This window comes from Mesorhizobium sp. L-2-11 (assembly GCF_016756595.1).
GTDB lineage: Bacteria > Pseudomonadota > Alphaproteobacteria > Rhizobiales > Rhizobiaceae > Mesorhizobium.
In genome coordinates this window covers 5,311,621-5,325,636 of the sequence record NZ_AP023257.1, presented here as the reverse complement: position 1 = coordinate 5,325,636, position 14,016 = coordinate 5,311,621, and the positions used below count along the sequence as shown (strand labels likewise).

Here is a 14,016-nt window from a genome sequence, read left to right as displayed (position 1 = left end):
AGTGATGCTCGGTGTGTTCGAGCGCCTTGCCTTGGCGGCCGGGCGAGAGGTGATGCGCGTTTTCGATGCCGGCTGCGCGGTCGATCAGAAATCAGACAGCTCGCCGGTGACCGAAGCCGATCGCGAGAGCGAAAAGATCATTCTCGCCGGGCTGCGCGCGGCGTTCCCCGATATCCCCTGCGTGGCTGAGGAAGAGGCATCGGCCGGCATCGTGCCGCCCGACCTCGACGACGCCTTCTTCCTGGTGGATCCGCTCGACGGCACCAAGGAATTCGTCAACCGCAGGACCGACTTCACCGTCAACATCGCGCTCGTTCGCCACGGCGTGCCGGAGATCGGTGTCGTCTTTGCGCCATGCACCGGACGCTTCTTTTCCGGCCGGCCGGGCAGCGCGGAAGCAATCGAAGTCAATGGCGACTACCAGATCATCGGCCGTCGGCCGATTTCGGCGAGGACGGGTGTGGCGCCTCTGACCATCGTCGCCAGCCGGTCCCACAATACGCCGGAGACCGAAGCCTATATCCGCACGGTGGGCGCTGCCGAGATCGTCTCGATCGGCTCGTCGCTGAAATTCTGTCTTGTCGCCGGCGCCGAGGCCGACGTCTATCCGCGCTTCGGCCGCACCATGGAATGGGACACCGCGGCTGGCGATGCGGTGCTGCGCGCGGCAGGCGGGATAACGCGCACGCTCGACGGTCAGCCGCTGGCCTACGGCAAGCGCGACCAGAGCGATGACGTGGATTTTGCCAATCCGCATTTCATCGCCAGCGGCAAGGGGGCCGGGCCAACCTGACGCCATGCGAGCGCGTCCTCGACAATGACGGAAGCGCTCCCACAAAACCTTATGCTCTCCTGATGGACAGTTGCCATCGCGTGTTGGCGTTGTTATATTTACGTCTACACAGGAGAATTGGCTAATGCCGCTCAACATTCGCAGTGAAGAGGTAAACGCGCTTGCCGAAAAGCTGGCAGCGCGCACGCGCTTGAACAAGACGGCTGCCGTGAAGCTGGCCCTGGAGAACGAATTGCGCCGCGCCGAAGAGGCGATCCCTCTTTGGGAGCGGCTGAAGCCTTTGCGCGCGAAGATCGCGGCCTATCCGGACACCGGCCTTGCGGCGGACAGGGCATTTTTCGATGACCTCAGTGGTGACTACTGATGTTCGTCGATGCGTCTGCAATCATCGCCATCATGACGGAGGAGCCTGAGGCCGAGGACCTTGCGGCGGCGCTCGATGCCACGCGCTCGCCGCGGCCGATCACATCGGTCGTTGCTGCATGGGAGGCGACAGTTGGGCTGTTTCGCAAAAAGCGGATTCCCATGCCAGAAGCTGAAGCACGGGTGCAGGAGTTCCTTGAAGCGGCTGGGGTCCAGGTTATGGCGATTTCGAGCCGTGAGTTGACCGCCGCGCTGCAAGCCTTCGATCGCTATGGACGGCACCGCTATCCGGACGCTGAGCGGAATAGTGCGCTCAATCTTGCCGACTGCTTCCATTACGCCACTGCGAAATCCCACCAGGCGCCGATCCTGACCATAGATGCGGGATTTGCGCTTACCGATGTCGCGACTGTGGGTGTCAAGATCTGATATCCCGGAAGGGACCTGGTGGCCGAACTCGCGGAAACCAGATGGCCGTCATTGTCTTCTTTCCCGCTTCGACGCTCTCTTACGCGCGATACCAAATCGGCGTATTGCTGGAGGGTATACCGGTGCTCGCGCGTGGCTCTACGCGGCGGCGATTCGCGCCGAGTTCGAGCCGATATAGTTGCGGATCGTCTCGATGATCCGGTCCTGGTCGGCCTCGCTCAGATAGGGATGCATGGGCAGGCAGAGGATGCGCTTCGGCAACTCCTCCGAAACGGCAAGGCCTGTCGGCGTACGCGGATAGTCGCGGTAGGCGATCTGGCTGTGCAGCGGCTTCACATAATAGATCACCGACGGGATGCCTTTTTCCCCGAGATGCGCCTTCAGCCCGTCGCGCTTCGGCGTCTCGATGGCATATTGCGCCCAGGCCGAACGGCCGCCGTCCAGGTTGCGCGCCGCCTTGACGATATCGCCGAGGCCTTCGGCATACCGTTTGGCGACCGCTTGCCGGGCAACCATCTCCTCTTCGAGAATGGCCAGCTTCTCGATCAGGATCGCCGCCTGCAGCGTGTCGAGCCGCGAATTGATGCCGACGCGGACATTGTCATATTGGGTTTCGCCCTTGCCGTGGAAGGCGAACGAGCGGAGCTGTTCGGCCAGCGCATCGTCATTGGTGAACATCGCGCCGCCGTCGCCATAGCAGCCGAGCGGCTTTGCCGGGTAGAAGCTGGTCGAGCCGACCGCGCCGAACGAACCCAGCATCTTGCCGTCGCTCGAGCCGCCGATCGCCTGGGCGGCATCTTCGATCACCATCAGCCCTTCGCGGTTGGCGATGGCCATGATCGCCTCGTAGTCGGCGGCGAGCCCGAACAGGTCGACGGGGATGATCGCCCTTGGCTTCAGCCGGCCTTCCGCCTTGATCATGGCGATGGCGGCTTCGAGGCTGGCGATGTCGATATTGTAGGTTTGCGGATCGACATCGACGAAAACCGGCTCGGCCTTGGCCAGCGCCACCACTTCCGCCGTGGCGGCGAAGGTAAAGCTCGGCACGAACACCGCGTCACCTGGACCGATGCCGGCTGCAAACAGCGGCAGCAGCAGTGCGTCGGTGCCGTTGGCGCAGGCGACAACATGCTTGGTGCCGATATAGGCGGCGAGCTTGTTTTCGAATTCGGTGACCTCAGGTCCGAGAATATAGCGCCCCTCGTCGACGACGCGGTCGATGGCAGCTTTCAGCCTGTCGCGGATTCGTTCGCGCTGCGCGCCAAGATCGATGAACTGCATGTCAGCCTCAAAACGGGACTAGCCAGATAACCGGCCGCTGGTATCAGACTTGGCGCGGCCGAGAAAGCTGCACGGACCAGTCGACGAATTGCTCAAATGTCGCAGCCTGTTACCTCTCAGTCCGACAGGTCCCATCAGACGCCGGAAATCCGGGGCTTTGTTGCGCACGACACGGCCTTCGTGCCGCACGCGCTCGGCTGGGCGAAACATAAAGTGATCGATGTTTAGCGCATCTTCAGCGCATCGCCGTCCAATCAGGCGATTTCATGCCGCCAGGGCGGATTGGCGCCGGCCCGCGACACGGTTACCGCCGCAGCCTTGGCGCCGAGCGCCAGCGCCTTGTAGATGGCGTCTTCCGACAAATTGGCGATAGCCTCCTTCGACAGCAGGCCTTGCTCGTGCAGCGAGGCCAGGATGCCGGCGTTGAACGTGTCGCCGGCGCCGACCGTATCGACCACCTCGACCTTGTCTGGCACGACCGTGACCTTGTGATCCCTGGTGTAGCCGATGGCGCCTTCGCTGCCATGGGTAACGACGATCAGCGTCGGGCCGCGCTCCAGCCAGCTGCGGACGACGTCCTCGTGCGAGCCGGCTTCGCCGAACCAGTTGAGGTCCTCGTCCGACAGTTTTACGATGTCGGCCATGGCCATCATCGAGCGGATGCGCCTGAGATGCTTGGCCTTGTCCGGTATGAAATTCGGTCGGATGTTGGGGTCGAGCATCATGACGCGGCGACTGTGCTCGCGCCGCATGAATTCCTCATAAGCTGATCCGGCCGGCTCCGAGATCAGGCTGATGGCGCCGAACAGCATGGCTTCGATCTCGCTGCCGAGTTTCGGCAGATCGTCGATGGTCAGCATCCGTCCGGCTGTGTTTTCATCGTAGAACGTGTAGGTCGCCTGGCCGTTGTCCAGCCGCACGAAGGCGAGCGTGGTCGGCCGGGGCGATGTGTGCGCATAGGTGGAACTGACTTGGCTCGCCCTCAGCGAGTCCTTGAACTGGCTGCCGAACAGATCCGTCGACAGGCCGGAAAAGAAACCGGCGGGCGCTCCCAGCCGGCCGAGCGCTATTGCCGTGTTGAACACCGCGCCGCCGACATAGGGGGCAAAGGCCGGCTCGCCCTCAGTCGTGGTGCGTGGCAGCATGTCGATCAGGGCTTCGCCGCAACAGAGGATCATGATTTCCTGGTCTCCGGCGGATAGATCACACCCTTGCGGATGATGATGTTGGCGTAGAGCCGCGGCTCGCTCGTCGCGACGATCGCGTGCGCGGACCTGACCCGTTGATAGAAGTCGGCGCCGGCAAGCGCAACCACCTTGCGGCCCGGAGCACGCCTGGCGCAGATCGCCTCCATTTCGTGATGAACGGCATCGGCAAGCAGGGGATCGCCTTTGACCGAGGCGCGAAACAGCGCCTCCGGCACGGCGTCATCGACAGGCAATACGCTGAGGATGGCGTCGAGCATCGGAACAAGATGATGACCGTCGGCGCGGATGAGCCGGTGTGCCTGTTCCTGCGCCGGGTAGTTCCCGTCGACAAGGGCGATCTCGTCGCCATGACCCATGGCACGCAACGTCGCCAGCAGCTGTGGACCGAGCAGCGCCGGTATTCCGATCAGCATCGCTCAGGCACTCCTGGAAATCGTGGTCGAGCCGATGAGGAAGCGCTCGGAAAGCGGCAGGCTGGCACCGCCCAGGGCACGTGCATGAATGCCGACAGTCCCCTCGCGCACGGCCGGAAGCTTCAGGCCTTCACCGTCGATCTTGCCGATTGCATCGATAACGGCATCGACGAGCCGGCGCCGCACGGCCTTCGGCATCCATCCGTCGATCACCGCCGCCTCGAAATCGATAACCGATGACGCCGCCACAATGGCATAGGCGAGCGCCTGCGAGGCGCAGGCGATCCAATCATCGAGTTCGACGCCGATTTCGCCCCAATCCTCCGGTGACGTCCACAGATGTGAGGCTTCGACGCCGCGCGCGTTGAGCGCCTTTTCCAGCATGGCGATCGACGCCACGTCGATCAATTGGGCGGGCTTGCCGTCCGGTCCAGGCACCGGCATCGAACCCAGCGCGCCGGCATTGCCGGTCGGTCCGCCGAAAAGGTGACCGTTCAGCACGATGCCGCCGCCGGCGAAGGCGCCGATGTAGAAATAGACGAAGTCGCGTGCCGTGCCCGCTTTGCCGAACACCAGTTCGGCGCCGCAGGCAGAGGTGGCGTCATTTTGCAGATAGACCGGGAATTCGCACTGTGCCTGGATGTCGGCGCGGATGTCTCGGTGGCGCCATTCGTCCATGACGTCGCGCGGCGCACCTGCCGTATCGGCCCAGCTCCACAATTCGAACGGCATGGCGATGCCAAGTCCGGCAATGCGCTTGTCCTGCGCCGGGGTGAGTTCGCCGCGCATCGTTTTCATGCCGGAGGTGACGAACTCGACTGTCTCGCGCGGCGCCGGATAGCGGTAGGAATGCTGCAGCATCGAGCGCACATTGCCGAGAAAATCGATCAGCACGAGTTCGGCGCTACGGCGGCCGATCTTCAGGCCGATGAAATAGGCGCCATCGGGATTGAGCGCCATCGGAATGGAAGGTTGGCCGATCTTGCCGCGCAGCGGCGCCTGGCGGACAAGAAGGTTGTCCTCCTCGAGCTCGCGCATGATGACCGAAACCGTCTGGGCCGAAAGTCCGGTCATGCGCGCGATGTCGGACTTCGCCAGGCTGCCGTGCTGACGCACCAGCGACAGCACCAGCCGCTCATTGTGGTCCCGCATGCCGCTCTGGTTAGTGCCGCGGTGAATGCGGCTTTTGGCTGCCTCGGGCGAACCGTGCCTTGTGATGCCGGTCTCCACCCCTTCTCCTCCCGTCGTTTCCGTCAATGCTTTTGGCCAGAATGGGTGACCGACGCCACGCTGTCAATAATAAATAAGAGTGATTTAATTATTGACAGAAACCTCAGTCTGGTATTCTCTTTGGGGCAAGCGTCCACACTGGGAGAAGTCGCTGGATGCTCATGCGATGCCGGTTGGCCGGCATCCGAACTCGTTCCACTGGGAGGAAAATCGTGACCAAGACAGCACTGCTAAGATCCACCGTTTTTGCCGCGGCCGGACTGGGACTCATGGCGTTCACCTCGGCTGCGTCCGCCGCCGATGTCGGCGCTTGCCTGATCACCAAGACCGACACCAACCCGTTCTTCGTCAAGATGAAGGAAGGCGCGACCGCCAAGGCCAAGGAACTCGGCGTCGAACTCAAAGCCTACGCCGGCAAGATCGACGGCGACAGCGAAAGCCAGGTGGCGGCGATCGAAAGCTGCATCGCCGACGGCGCCAAGGGCATCCTGATCACCGCGTCGGACACCAAGGGCATCGTCCCGACGGTGAAGAAGGCACGTGACGCCGGTCTGCTGGTGATCGCGCTGGACACGCCGCTTGATCCGGTCGACGCCGCCGACGCGACCTTTGCGACCGACAATCTGGAGGCCGGCAAGCTGATTGGTGCTTGGGCCGCAGCGACGCTCGGCGACAAGGCGAAGGATGCCAGGATCGGCTTCCTCGACCTGACGCCCTCGCAGCCGACTGTCGACGTCTTGCGCGATCAGGGCTTCATGATGGGCTACGGCATCGACGTGAAGGACCCCAACAAGATCGGCGACGAGGACGATCCGCGTATCGTCGGCCACGACGTCACCAACGGCAACGAGGAAGGCGGCCGCAAGGCGATGGAGAACCTTCTGCAGAAGGATCCCGGCATCAACGTCATCCACACCATCAACGAGCCGGCAGCCGTCGGCGCCTACCAGGCGCTCAAGGCCGTGGGTCTCGAAGGCAATGTGCTGATCGTATCGGTCGATGGCGGCTGCCCCGGCGTGAAGTCGGTCGCCGAGGGCGTGATCGGTGCGACCTCACAGCAATATCCGCTGCAGATGGCGGCGCTCGGCATCGAAGCGATCGCCGCTTACGCCAAGGACGGGACGAAGCCCAAGCCGACCGAAGGCAAGGATTTCTTCGACACCGGCGTCAATCTCGTGACCGACAAGCCCGCAGAGGGCGTGAAGTCCATCGACACCAAGGAAGGCCTCGCCAAGTGCTGGGGCTGATGCCGGTCTGACAGGCGGCAGACCGAAGCGGCCAGGGGCTTGATCCCCGGCCGCTTCGGGTGGACGATGCGGAAATCGTAAGCGCGAACAATTCCGGCGGCAGATCGGGAACGGTTGAACGGGCGTCGGCGCGTGGCTGAAGCCTCACGGAGGAAACATGTCTCAGGTTCAGGAATTCGAAAAGGCTCTCGCGAACAGCGACGCAAGCGTTGCTGCGTTTGACGAGCATGGCACGTCGCTCGTCAAACGCATTCAGCATTTCCTGCACTCCACTCCGGCTGCAGTGCCGCTGATCGTGCTGGTCCTGTCGATCGCTGTCTTCGGCGCCACCATCGGAGGGCGGTTCTTTTCGTCCTACACACTGACGCTGATCCTGCAGCAGATCGCCATCGTCGGCATTCTAGGAGCCGCGCAGACGCTGGTCATCCTGACGGCCGGCATCGACCTGTCGATCGGCGTGATCATGGTGATTTCGGCCGTGATCATGGGCAATTGCGCGATCACCTATGGCCTGCCGACCTTGCTTGCCGTGGTGATCGGCCTTGGCGCCGGCGCGGCCTGCGGGCTGCTCAACGGGCTGCTGGTCGCCTACATGAAGCTGCCGCCCTTCATCGTCACGCTCGGCACCTGGAACATCGTCATGGCCACGAATTTCATCTATTCGGCCAATGAGACGATCCGCGACGCCGATGTCGACGCCCAGGCGCCGCTGCTGCATCTGTTTGGCCTGAACTTCAAGGTCGGCACGGCGGTGCTGACGTTCGGCGTCATTGCCATGGTCGCGCTGGTGCTGTTCTTGTGGTACGTGCTCAATCACACGGCATGGGGCCGTCATGTCTACGCTGTCGGCGACGATCCGGAGGCGGCGAAGCTGTCGGGCATCCAGACCAAGAAGGTGCTGATCTCGGTCTACACGCTTGCCGGGCTGATCGCCGCTTTCGCGGCCTGGGTCTCCATCGGCCGCAACGGCTCGATCTCGCCATCCGCAGCCGTCACCGACTACAATTTGCAGGCGATCACCGCGACGGTGATCGGCGGCATTTCCCTCTTCGGCGGGCGCGGCTCTATACTGGGCACGCTGTTCGGCGCGATGATCGTCGGCGTCGTGTCGATGGGGCTCAACATGATGGGGGCCGATCCGCAATGGAAAGTGCTGCTCACCGGCGTGCTGATCATCGGCGCCGTGGCGATCGACCAGTGGATCAGAAAGGTTTCGGTGTAACCATGACCCAGGAGCCCATCCTCACCGCGCGCGGTCTCGTCAAGCGCTACGGCCGCGTTACCGCACTGAACAACTGCGACTTCGATCTCTATCCGGGAGAAATCCTGGCCGTGATCGGCGACAATGGCGCTGGCAAGTCGACGCTGATCAAGGCGATCTCTGGCGCCGTTGTCCCGGACGAGGGCATCATCGAGTTGGACGGCAAGCAGGTGCTCTTCAAGTCGCCCATCGAGGCCCGCGAAGCCGGCATTGAAACCGTCTACCAGAACCTGGCGTTGTCGCCGGCGCTGTCGATTGCCGACAACATGTTCCTCGGTCGCGAGATCCGCAAACCGGGTTTTTTTGGCGACTGGCTTCGCATGCTCGACCGCCCGGCAATGGAAAAGCGCGCCCGCGACAAACTTACCGAACTTGGCCTGATGACCATCCAGAACATCAGCCAGGCCGTGGAGACTCTGTCAGGGGGCCAACGCCAGGGCGTGGCGGTGGCGCGCGCCGCCGCCTTCGGCTCGAAGATGGTCATCATGGATGAGCCGACGGCGGCATTGGGCGTCAAGGAAAGCCGCCGCGTGCTCGAACTGATACTCGACGTGAAGAAGCGCGGCCTGCCCATCGTGCTGATCTCGCACAACATGCCGCATGTCTTCGAGGTGGCCGACCGCATTCACATCCATCGGCTCGGCCGTCGCCTCTGTGTCATCGATCCCAAGCAATATACGATGTCGGACGCCGTCGCCTTCATGACCGGAGCGAAGCTTCCGCCGGAGGCGGCACTGGCGGCCTGATGCATGTCGCCCAAAAGCGTGCAGCGGTTTTGGGACGACGACATGCATCGAACAAGAAATTACGTGTCGCCCAAGAGCATGCCCTCGGGCGCGAACCGAGGGTGCGCAGCGGTTTTGGAACGATATGGACATGGCTAGAACTTAAGGTGCGTCGCAGCGGCCGCCCAAACGCGACGCACTTCAAGTTGCTAAACTGCCGCAGGGTAAGTTGCTCCGCGGCAATGTAACTCGATTGAACGCTTAACAATATGCGCTAGCATGGGCTGGGAGGAATGGTGAAAGCCGGTATGATCATGGCAACCGCACGAGAGGCAGCATGACGCGCGCGATGACAACCGAAGCTCCCATTCTCGAAAACTCCGATCCCAAGGCGCTTGCCGACGAAGTCTTGAAGGCCCTCAAATACAGGCTCGGCAAGGGGACCAGCGTCGCGACGCAATACGACTGGCTCACCGCCTCGATCAAGGTCGTGCGCGACCATATCGTCGATCATTGGATGCAGGCGACGCAAGAGGCCTACGCCCATCAGGAAAAGCGCGTCTATTACCTATCACTGGAATTCCTCATCGGCCGCCTGATGCGCGACGCCTTCTCCAATCTCGGCCTGATGGACAATATGCGCGAAGCGCTGCGGTCTCTCGGCGTCGACCTTGACCTCATCGCCGCCCTCGAACCAGATGCAGCGCTTGGCAATGGCGGTCTCGGCCGGCTCGCCGCCTGCTTCATGGAAAGCATGGCCACCGTCGACATCCCCGCGCATGGCTATGGCATTCGCTACGCCAATGGCATGTTCCGGCAGGAAATCCATGGCGGCTGGCAGGTTGAGCTGCCCGAGACCTGGCTCGATCACGGCAACCCCTGGGAGTTCGAGCGGCGCGAACGCTCATTCGAGGTCGGTTTCGGCGGCTCGGTGGAATCGATCACCTCGAACGACGGCAGGCTTGAGCGCCACGTCTGGAAGCCGATCGAACATGTTCTGGCGGTTGCCTACGATACGCCGGTGGTTGGCTGGCGAGCCAACCGCGTCAACACGCTGCGGCTCTGGTCCGGTATGCCGATCGATCCGATACTGCTCGACAAGTTCAACGCCGGCGACCACATCGGTGCGCTCGCCGAAAGCAACAAGGCCGATGCCTTGTCGCGCGTCCTTTACCCTGCTGATTCCCACAAGGCCGGTCAGGAGCTGCGGCTCAGGCAAGAGTATTTCTTTTCCACCGCATCGTTGCAGGACATCATTCAGCGTCATCTCAGCCAGTATGGCGACCTGCAGTCGCTGCCCGACAAGGCGGCGATCCATCTGAACGATACCCATCCGGCCATTGCGGTGGCCGAGCTGCTGCGCCTGTTGATGGATGTCCACGGCATGGATTTCGACCAGGCCTGGAGCATCACCAAGCGGACCTTCGGCTACACCAACCATACGCTGCTTCCCGAAGCGCTCGAAAGCTGGCCGGTGCCGCTGTTTGAGCGGCTGTTGCCGCGCCATATGCAAATCGTCTACGCCATCAACGCCGAAGTGCTGCTGGAGGCGCGCGCCTCCGACCAGTTTTCTGACGAGCAGATCAGCCAAATCTCGCTGATACAGGAAAACGGTGAGCGTCGGGTGCGCATGGGCAATCTGGCCTTTGTCGGCTCGCACTCGATCAACGGCGTCTCTGCCCTTCACACCGAGTTGATGAAGGAAACGGTGTTTGCCGAGCTCCACCGGCTCTACCCCGACCGCATCAACAACAAGACCAACGGCATCACGCCGCGGCGCTGGCTGATCCAGTGCAATCCCGGTCTCACCGCACTCACCCGCGAGGCGATCGGCGACCGCTTCCTCGACGATATAGACGCGATCAAGGAGCTCGATGCCTTTGCTGACGACGCCGCCTTCCGCGACAAGTTCGCCGCAGTCAAGCGGGCGAACAAGGCCAAGCTTGCCAATCTCGTCGCCGACCGCCTCGGCATCAGGATCGATCCCTCGGCGCTGTTCGACATCCAGATCAAGCGCATCCACGAATACAAGCGCCAGCTCCTGAACATCCTCGAAACAGTCGCGCTCTACGACCAGATCCGCTCCCATCCCGAGCGCAACTGGATGCCACGCGTCAAGTTCTTCGGCGGCAAGGCGGCGCCCAGCTATCACAACGCCAAGCTGATCATCAAACTCGCCAACGACGTCGCCAAGGTCATCAATCGCGATCCGGCCGTTCGCGGCTTGCTCAAAGTGGTGTTCGTGCCGAACTACAATGTCAGCCTGGCCGAGATCATGATGCCGGCCGCCGATCTTTCGGAGCAGATATCGACCGCCGGGATGGAAGCCTCCGGCACCGGCAACATGAAATTCGCGCTGAACGGTGCGCTGACCATCGGCACGCTCGACGGCGCCAATGTCGAGATCAAGGAATGCGTCGGCGACGACAACATTTTCATTTTCGGCCTGACCACCGAAGAGGTCGCTGAGCGGCGCAGCAACGGCTACGATCCGCGATCGGTGATCGAAGCCTCTCCCGAACTGGCGCAGGCCGTGGCTGCCGTTTCGACGGGCGTCTTTTCGCCTGACGATCCGGAACGCTATCGCGAGCTGATGAACGGCCTCTATCAGAGCGACTGGTTCATGGTCGCCGCGGATTTCGATGCCTACGCCTCAACCCAGCGCGATGTCGATGCCGTCTGGCGCGACAGCCCGGATTGGTACGCCAAGGCAATCCGCAATGTCGCCCGCGTCGGCTGGTTCTCGTCCGATCGCACGATCCGCCAATATGCGAAAGAAATCTGGAACGTGCCCGTCTGATATGATTGCATGAGGCCACGAACAACGTGGTCCGGGGAGGGTCACTGCCTGATGAGGAAGCCGCGCGCGACCGCTGCGACAAGCGGGCCGGATGGACTGGCGTCAGCCGGCGATGTCGCGGCAATTGTCGCCGGCACGCATGGTGATCCTTTCGCGATCCTCGGTGTGCACGAGGTTAACAAGGGCTTTGTCGCCCGCTGCTTCGTCCCTCATGCCGAGTTCGTCACTGCCTACACGCTGACCGGTAAGAACGCCGGCGAACTCTCCAGGCGCGACGAAGGCGGCTTCTTCGAGGGCAGCCTGTCGCTCAGAAAGCGTCAGCCGCTGCGCTATCACGCGCGCAATGCCGGCGGTGACTGGTGGCTGACCGATCCCTATTCGTTCGGTCCGGTGCTTGGTCCGCTGGACGACTATTACATCGCCGAAGGTTCGCATCTCAGGCTGTTCGACAAGCTTGGTGCGCATCTCATCGACCACGAGGGTGCGTCCGGCGTCCATTTCGCCGTCTGGGCGCCCAATGCAAGGCGCGTTTCGGTGGTCGGCGACTTCAACGAATGGGACGGCCGCAGGCATACGATGCGCGTCCGCCGCGACACCGGCATCTGGGAGTTGTTCATCCCCGACATCGGCGCCGGACGGCCATACAAATACGAAATCATCGGGCCCGATGGCGTGAGGCTGCCGCTGAAGGCCGATCCGTTCGCTTTCAAGTCGGAACTGCGCCCGGCCACCGCTTCGGTGACGGCGCTTCCGCCGGCGCATCAATGGGGTGACGAGGCGCACCGCCATTACTGGCGCAATGCCGATCCCAGGCGCGAGGCGGTGTCGATCTATGAGGTCCATGCCGGCTCCTGGCAGCTTCACGACGACGGCAGTTTCCTGTCTTGGGACGAGCTTGCCGGCCGGCTGATCCCGTATGTGGTCGAAACGGGCTTCACCCATATCGAATTCATGCCGATCTCCGAACATCCCTATGATCCGTCCTGGGGTTACCAGACGACGGGCCTCTACGCGCCGTCGGCCCGCTTCGGCGATCCGGAGGGTTTTGCCCGGTTCGTCGACGGCGCCCACCGCGCCGGCATCGGCGTCATCCTTGACTGGGTGCCAGCGCATTTTCCAGTGGATGCGCACGGCCTGGCCAATTTCGACGGCACCGCGCTCTATGAGCATGCCGACCCGCGCAAGGGCTTCCATCCCGACTGGAACACCGCGATCTACAATTTCGGCCGGCGCGAGGTGGTCTCGTTCCTGGTCAACAATGCGCTGTTCTGGGCCGAGAAATACCATGTCGACGGTTTGCGCGTCGATGCCGTCGCCTCGATGCTCTACCTCGACTATTCGCGAAAGGCCGGCGAATGGATCCCCAACGAAAAAGGCGGGCGCGAAAACCTCGAGGCGGTCAGCTTCCTCCAGAGGATGAACAAGGAAGTCTACGGCCAGCATCCGGGTGTGATGACGATCGCCGAGGAATCGACCTCATGGCCAAAAGTCTCGCAGCCGGTGCATGAGGGCGGGCTGGGTTTCGGCTTCAAGTGGAACATGGGCTTCATGCACGACACGCTGGAGTATTTCTCCAAGGAGCCGATTTTCCGCAAGCATCACCATGGCGACATCACCTTCGGTCTGGTCTACGCCTTCTCAGAGAATTTCGTGCTGCCGCTCTCCCATGACGAGGTCGTGCACGGCAAGGGGACGCTGCTTGGCAAGATGGCCGGCGATGATTGGCAGAAATTCGCAACATTGCGCGCCTACTACGCCTTCATGTGGGGCTATCCCGGCAAGAAGCTGTTGTTCATGGGCCAGGAGTTCGCCCAGCGCCGCGAGTGGAGCGAGGCGCGCGCGCTCGACTGGAACCTGCTGGATTTCGGGCCCCACCGCGGCGTCTGGCAGACGGTGCGCGATCTCAACTATCTTTACCGCTCGCGCCCGGCCCTGCATGCGCGCGATTGCGAGCCGGAGGGCTTTTCCTGGCTGATCGTCGACGACAGCGCCAACTCTGTCTTCGCCTGGCTGCGCAGCGCGCCGGGCGGAAACCCGGTCGCCGTCATCGCCAATTTTACGCCGGTGCCGCGCGACGATTATCGCGTGCCGTTGCCGACGGCTGGAAGATGGCGCGAGATCATCAACACGGACGCAACCGAATATGGCGGTTCCGGCAAGGGCAATGGCGGCGCCGTCGAGGCTCGGGCGGAAGCAGGAGGCATCTCGGCGACGATGGTGTTGCCGCCGCTGTCGACGGTCATGCTCGAATTTGTTCCGGACTAAG

General features: G+C 62.5%; 12 protein-coding genes. 8 read left to right on the top strand and 4 right to left on the bottom strand.

Going from position 1 to position 14,016, the window contains the following annotated elements; all coding sequences use genetic code 11:
* Positions 1-4: 4 nt before the first annotated feature.
* The 3 genes from cysQ to JG739_RS25410 all read left to right on the top strand — a co-directional run bounded on the left by cysQ (position 5) and on the right by JG739_RS25410 (position 1,585).
* Positions 5-793 carry a 3'(2'),5'-bisphosphate nucleotidase CysQ gene (cysQ, locus tag JG739_RS25420; RefSeq protein ID WP_202367634.1) on the top strand — a complete coding sequence of 263 codons (789 nt, stop codon included), beginning with the start codon at positions 5-7 and terminating at the stop codon, positions 791-793.
* Between the two features lie 124 nt (positions 794-917).
* Positions 918-1,157, top strand: a complete 240-nt coding sequence (locus tag JG739_RS25415) for a type II toxin-antitoxin system VapB family antitoxin (RefSeq protein WP_091589846.1) — start codon at positions 918-920, stop codon at positions 1,155-1,157.
* Positions 1,157-1,585 carry a type II toxin-antitoxin system VapC family toxin gene (locus JG739_RS25410; RefSeq protein WP_202363917.1) on the top strand — a complete coding sequence of 143 codons (429 nt, stop codon included), beginning with the start codon at positions 1,157-1,159 and terminating at the stop codon, positions 1,583-1,585. Before JG739_RS25415 ends, JG739_RS25410 begins: the two co-directional genes overlap by 1 nt.
* 138 nt (positions 1,586-1,723) lie before the next feature.
* Here the strand turns inward: JG739_RS25410 and JG739_RS25405 are convergent, their stop codons facing one another.
* The 4 genes from JG739_RS25405 to JG739_RS25390 form a co-directional block, all read right to left on the bottom strand.
* On the bottom strand, positions 1,724-2,866 hold the full coding sequence (locus tag JG739_RS25405) for a DegT/DnrJ/EryC1/StrS family aminotransferase (RefSeq protein ID WP_202363916.1): 1,143 nt from the start codon (positions 2,864-2,866) through the stop codon (positions 1,724-1,726).
* A 254-nt stretch (positions 2,867-3,120) separates the two neighbouring features.
* A complete protein-coding gene (locus tag JG739_RS25400) occupies positions 3,121-4,044 on the bottom strand; it encodes a carbohydrate kinase family protein (RefSeq protein ID WP_202363915.1) in 924 nt (307 codons plus the stop codon).
* Entirely contained in the window at positions 4,041-4,487 is a 447-nt protein-coding gene (locus JG739_RS25395; RefSeq protein ID WP_202363914.1) for an RbsD/FucU family protein, read from the bottom strand. The genes JG739_RS25400 and JG739_RS25395 overlap by 4 nt, the downstream gene beginning before the upstream one ends.
* Positions 4,488-4,490: 3 nt before the next feature.
* Complete coding sequence (locus JG739_RS25390) at positions 4,491-5,717, bottom strand: ROK family transcriptional regulator (protein WP_202363913.1); 1,227 nt, start codon at positions 5,715-5,717, stop codon at positions 4,491-4,493.
* A 269-nt stretch (positions 5,718-5,986) separates the two neighbouring features.
* Between JG739_RS25390 and JG739_RS25385 the strand changes: the two genes are divergently transcribed.
* The 5 genes from JG739_RS25385 (at position 5,987) to glgB (ending at position 14,015) form a co-directional block, all read left to right on the top strand.
* Positions 5,987-6,964: a sugar ABC transporter substrate-binding protein gene (locus JG739_RS25385; RefSeq protein ID WP_244749982.1), complete on the top strand. Its 978-nt coding sequence runs from the start codon at positions 5,987-5,989 to the stop codon at positions 6,962-6,964.
* Between the two features lie 157 nt (positions 6,965-7,121).
* Positions 7,122-8,186, top strand: a complete 1,065-nt coding sequence (locus JG739_RS25380) for an ABC transporter permease (protein WP_202363911.1) — start codon at positions 7,122-7,124, stop codon at positions 8,184-8,186.
* Between the two features lie 2 nt (positions 8,187-8,188).
* Complete coding sequence (locus JG739_RS25375) at positions 8,189-8,971, top strand: ATP-binding cassette domain-containing protein (RefSeq protein WP_202363910.1); 783 nt, start codon at positions 8,189-8,191, stop codon at positions 8,969-8,971.
* A gap of 316 nt (positions 8,972-9,287) precedes the next feature.
* Complete coding sequence (locus JG739_RS25370; protein WP_202363909.1) at positions 9,288-11,750, top strand: glycogen/starch/alpha-glucan phosphorylase; 2,463 nt, start codon at positions 9,288-9,290, stop codon at positions 11,748-11,750.
* Positions 11,751-11,801: 51 nt separating this feature from the next.
* The gene (glgB, locus tag JG739_RS25365) at positions 11,802-14,015 is read left to right on the top strand and encodes a 1,4-alpha-glucan branching protein GlgB (protein WP_202363908.1); all 2,214 of its coding nucleotides are present in this window, start codon (positions 11,802-11,804) and stop codon (positions 14,013-14,015) included.
* Position 14,016 lies beyond the last annotated feature (1 nt).

Coding starts and splice junctions, on each gene's coding strand:
- cysQ (WP_202367634.1), top strand. CDS start 5: ATGCTCGGTGTGTTCGAGCGCCTTGCCTTGGCGGCCGGGCGAGAGGTG.
- JG739_RS25415 (WP_091589846.1), top strand. CDS start 918: ATGCCGCTCAACATTCGCAGTGAAGAGGTAAACGCGCTTGCCGAAAAG.
- JG739_RS25410 (WP_202363917.1), top strand. CDS start 1,157: ATGTTCGTCGATGCGTCTGCAATCATCGCCATCATGACGGAGGAGCCT.
- JG739_RS25405 (WP_202363916.1), bottom strand. CDS start 2,866: ATGCAGTTCATCGATCTTGGCGCGCAGCGCGAACGAATCCGCGACAGG.
- JG739_RS25400 (WP_202363915.1), bottom strand. CDS start 4,044: ATGATCCTCTGTTGCGGCGAAGCCCTGATCGACATGCTGCCACGCACC.
- JG739_RS25395 (WP_202363914.1), bottom strand. CDS start 4,487: ATGCTGATCGGAATACCGGCGCTGCTCGGTCCACAGCTGCTGGCGACG.
- JG739_RS25385 (WP_244749982.1), top strand. CDS start 5,987: ATGGCGTTCACCTCGGCTGCGTCCGCCGCCGATGTCGGCGCTTGCCTG.
- JG739_RS25380 (WP_202363911.1), top strand. CDS start 7,122: ATGTCTCAGGTTCAGGAATTCGAAAAGGCTCTCGCGAACAGCGACGCA.
- JG739_RS25375 (WP_202363910.1), top strand. CDS start 8,189: ATGACCCAGGAGCCCATCCTCACCGCGCGCGGTCTCGTCAAGCGCTAC.
- JG739_RS25370 (WP_202363909.1), top strand. CDS start 9,288: ATGACGCGCGCGATGACAACCGAAGCTCCCATTCTCGAAAACTCCGAT.
- glgB (WP_202363908.1), top strand. CDS start 11,802: ATGAGGAAGCCGCGCGCGACCGCTGCGACAAGCGGGCCGGATGGACTG.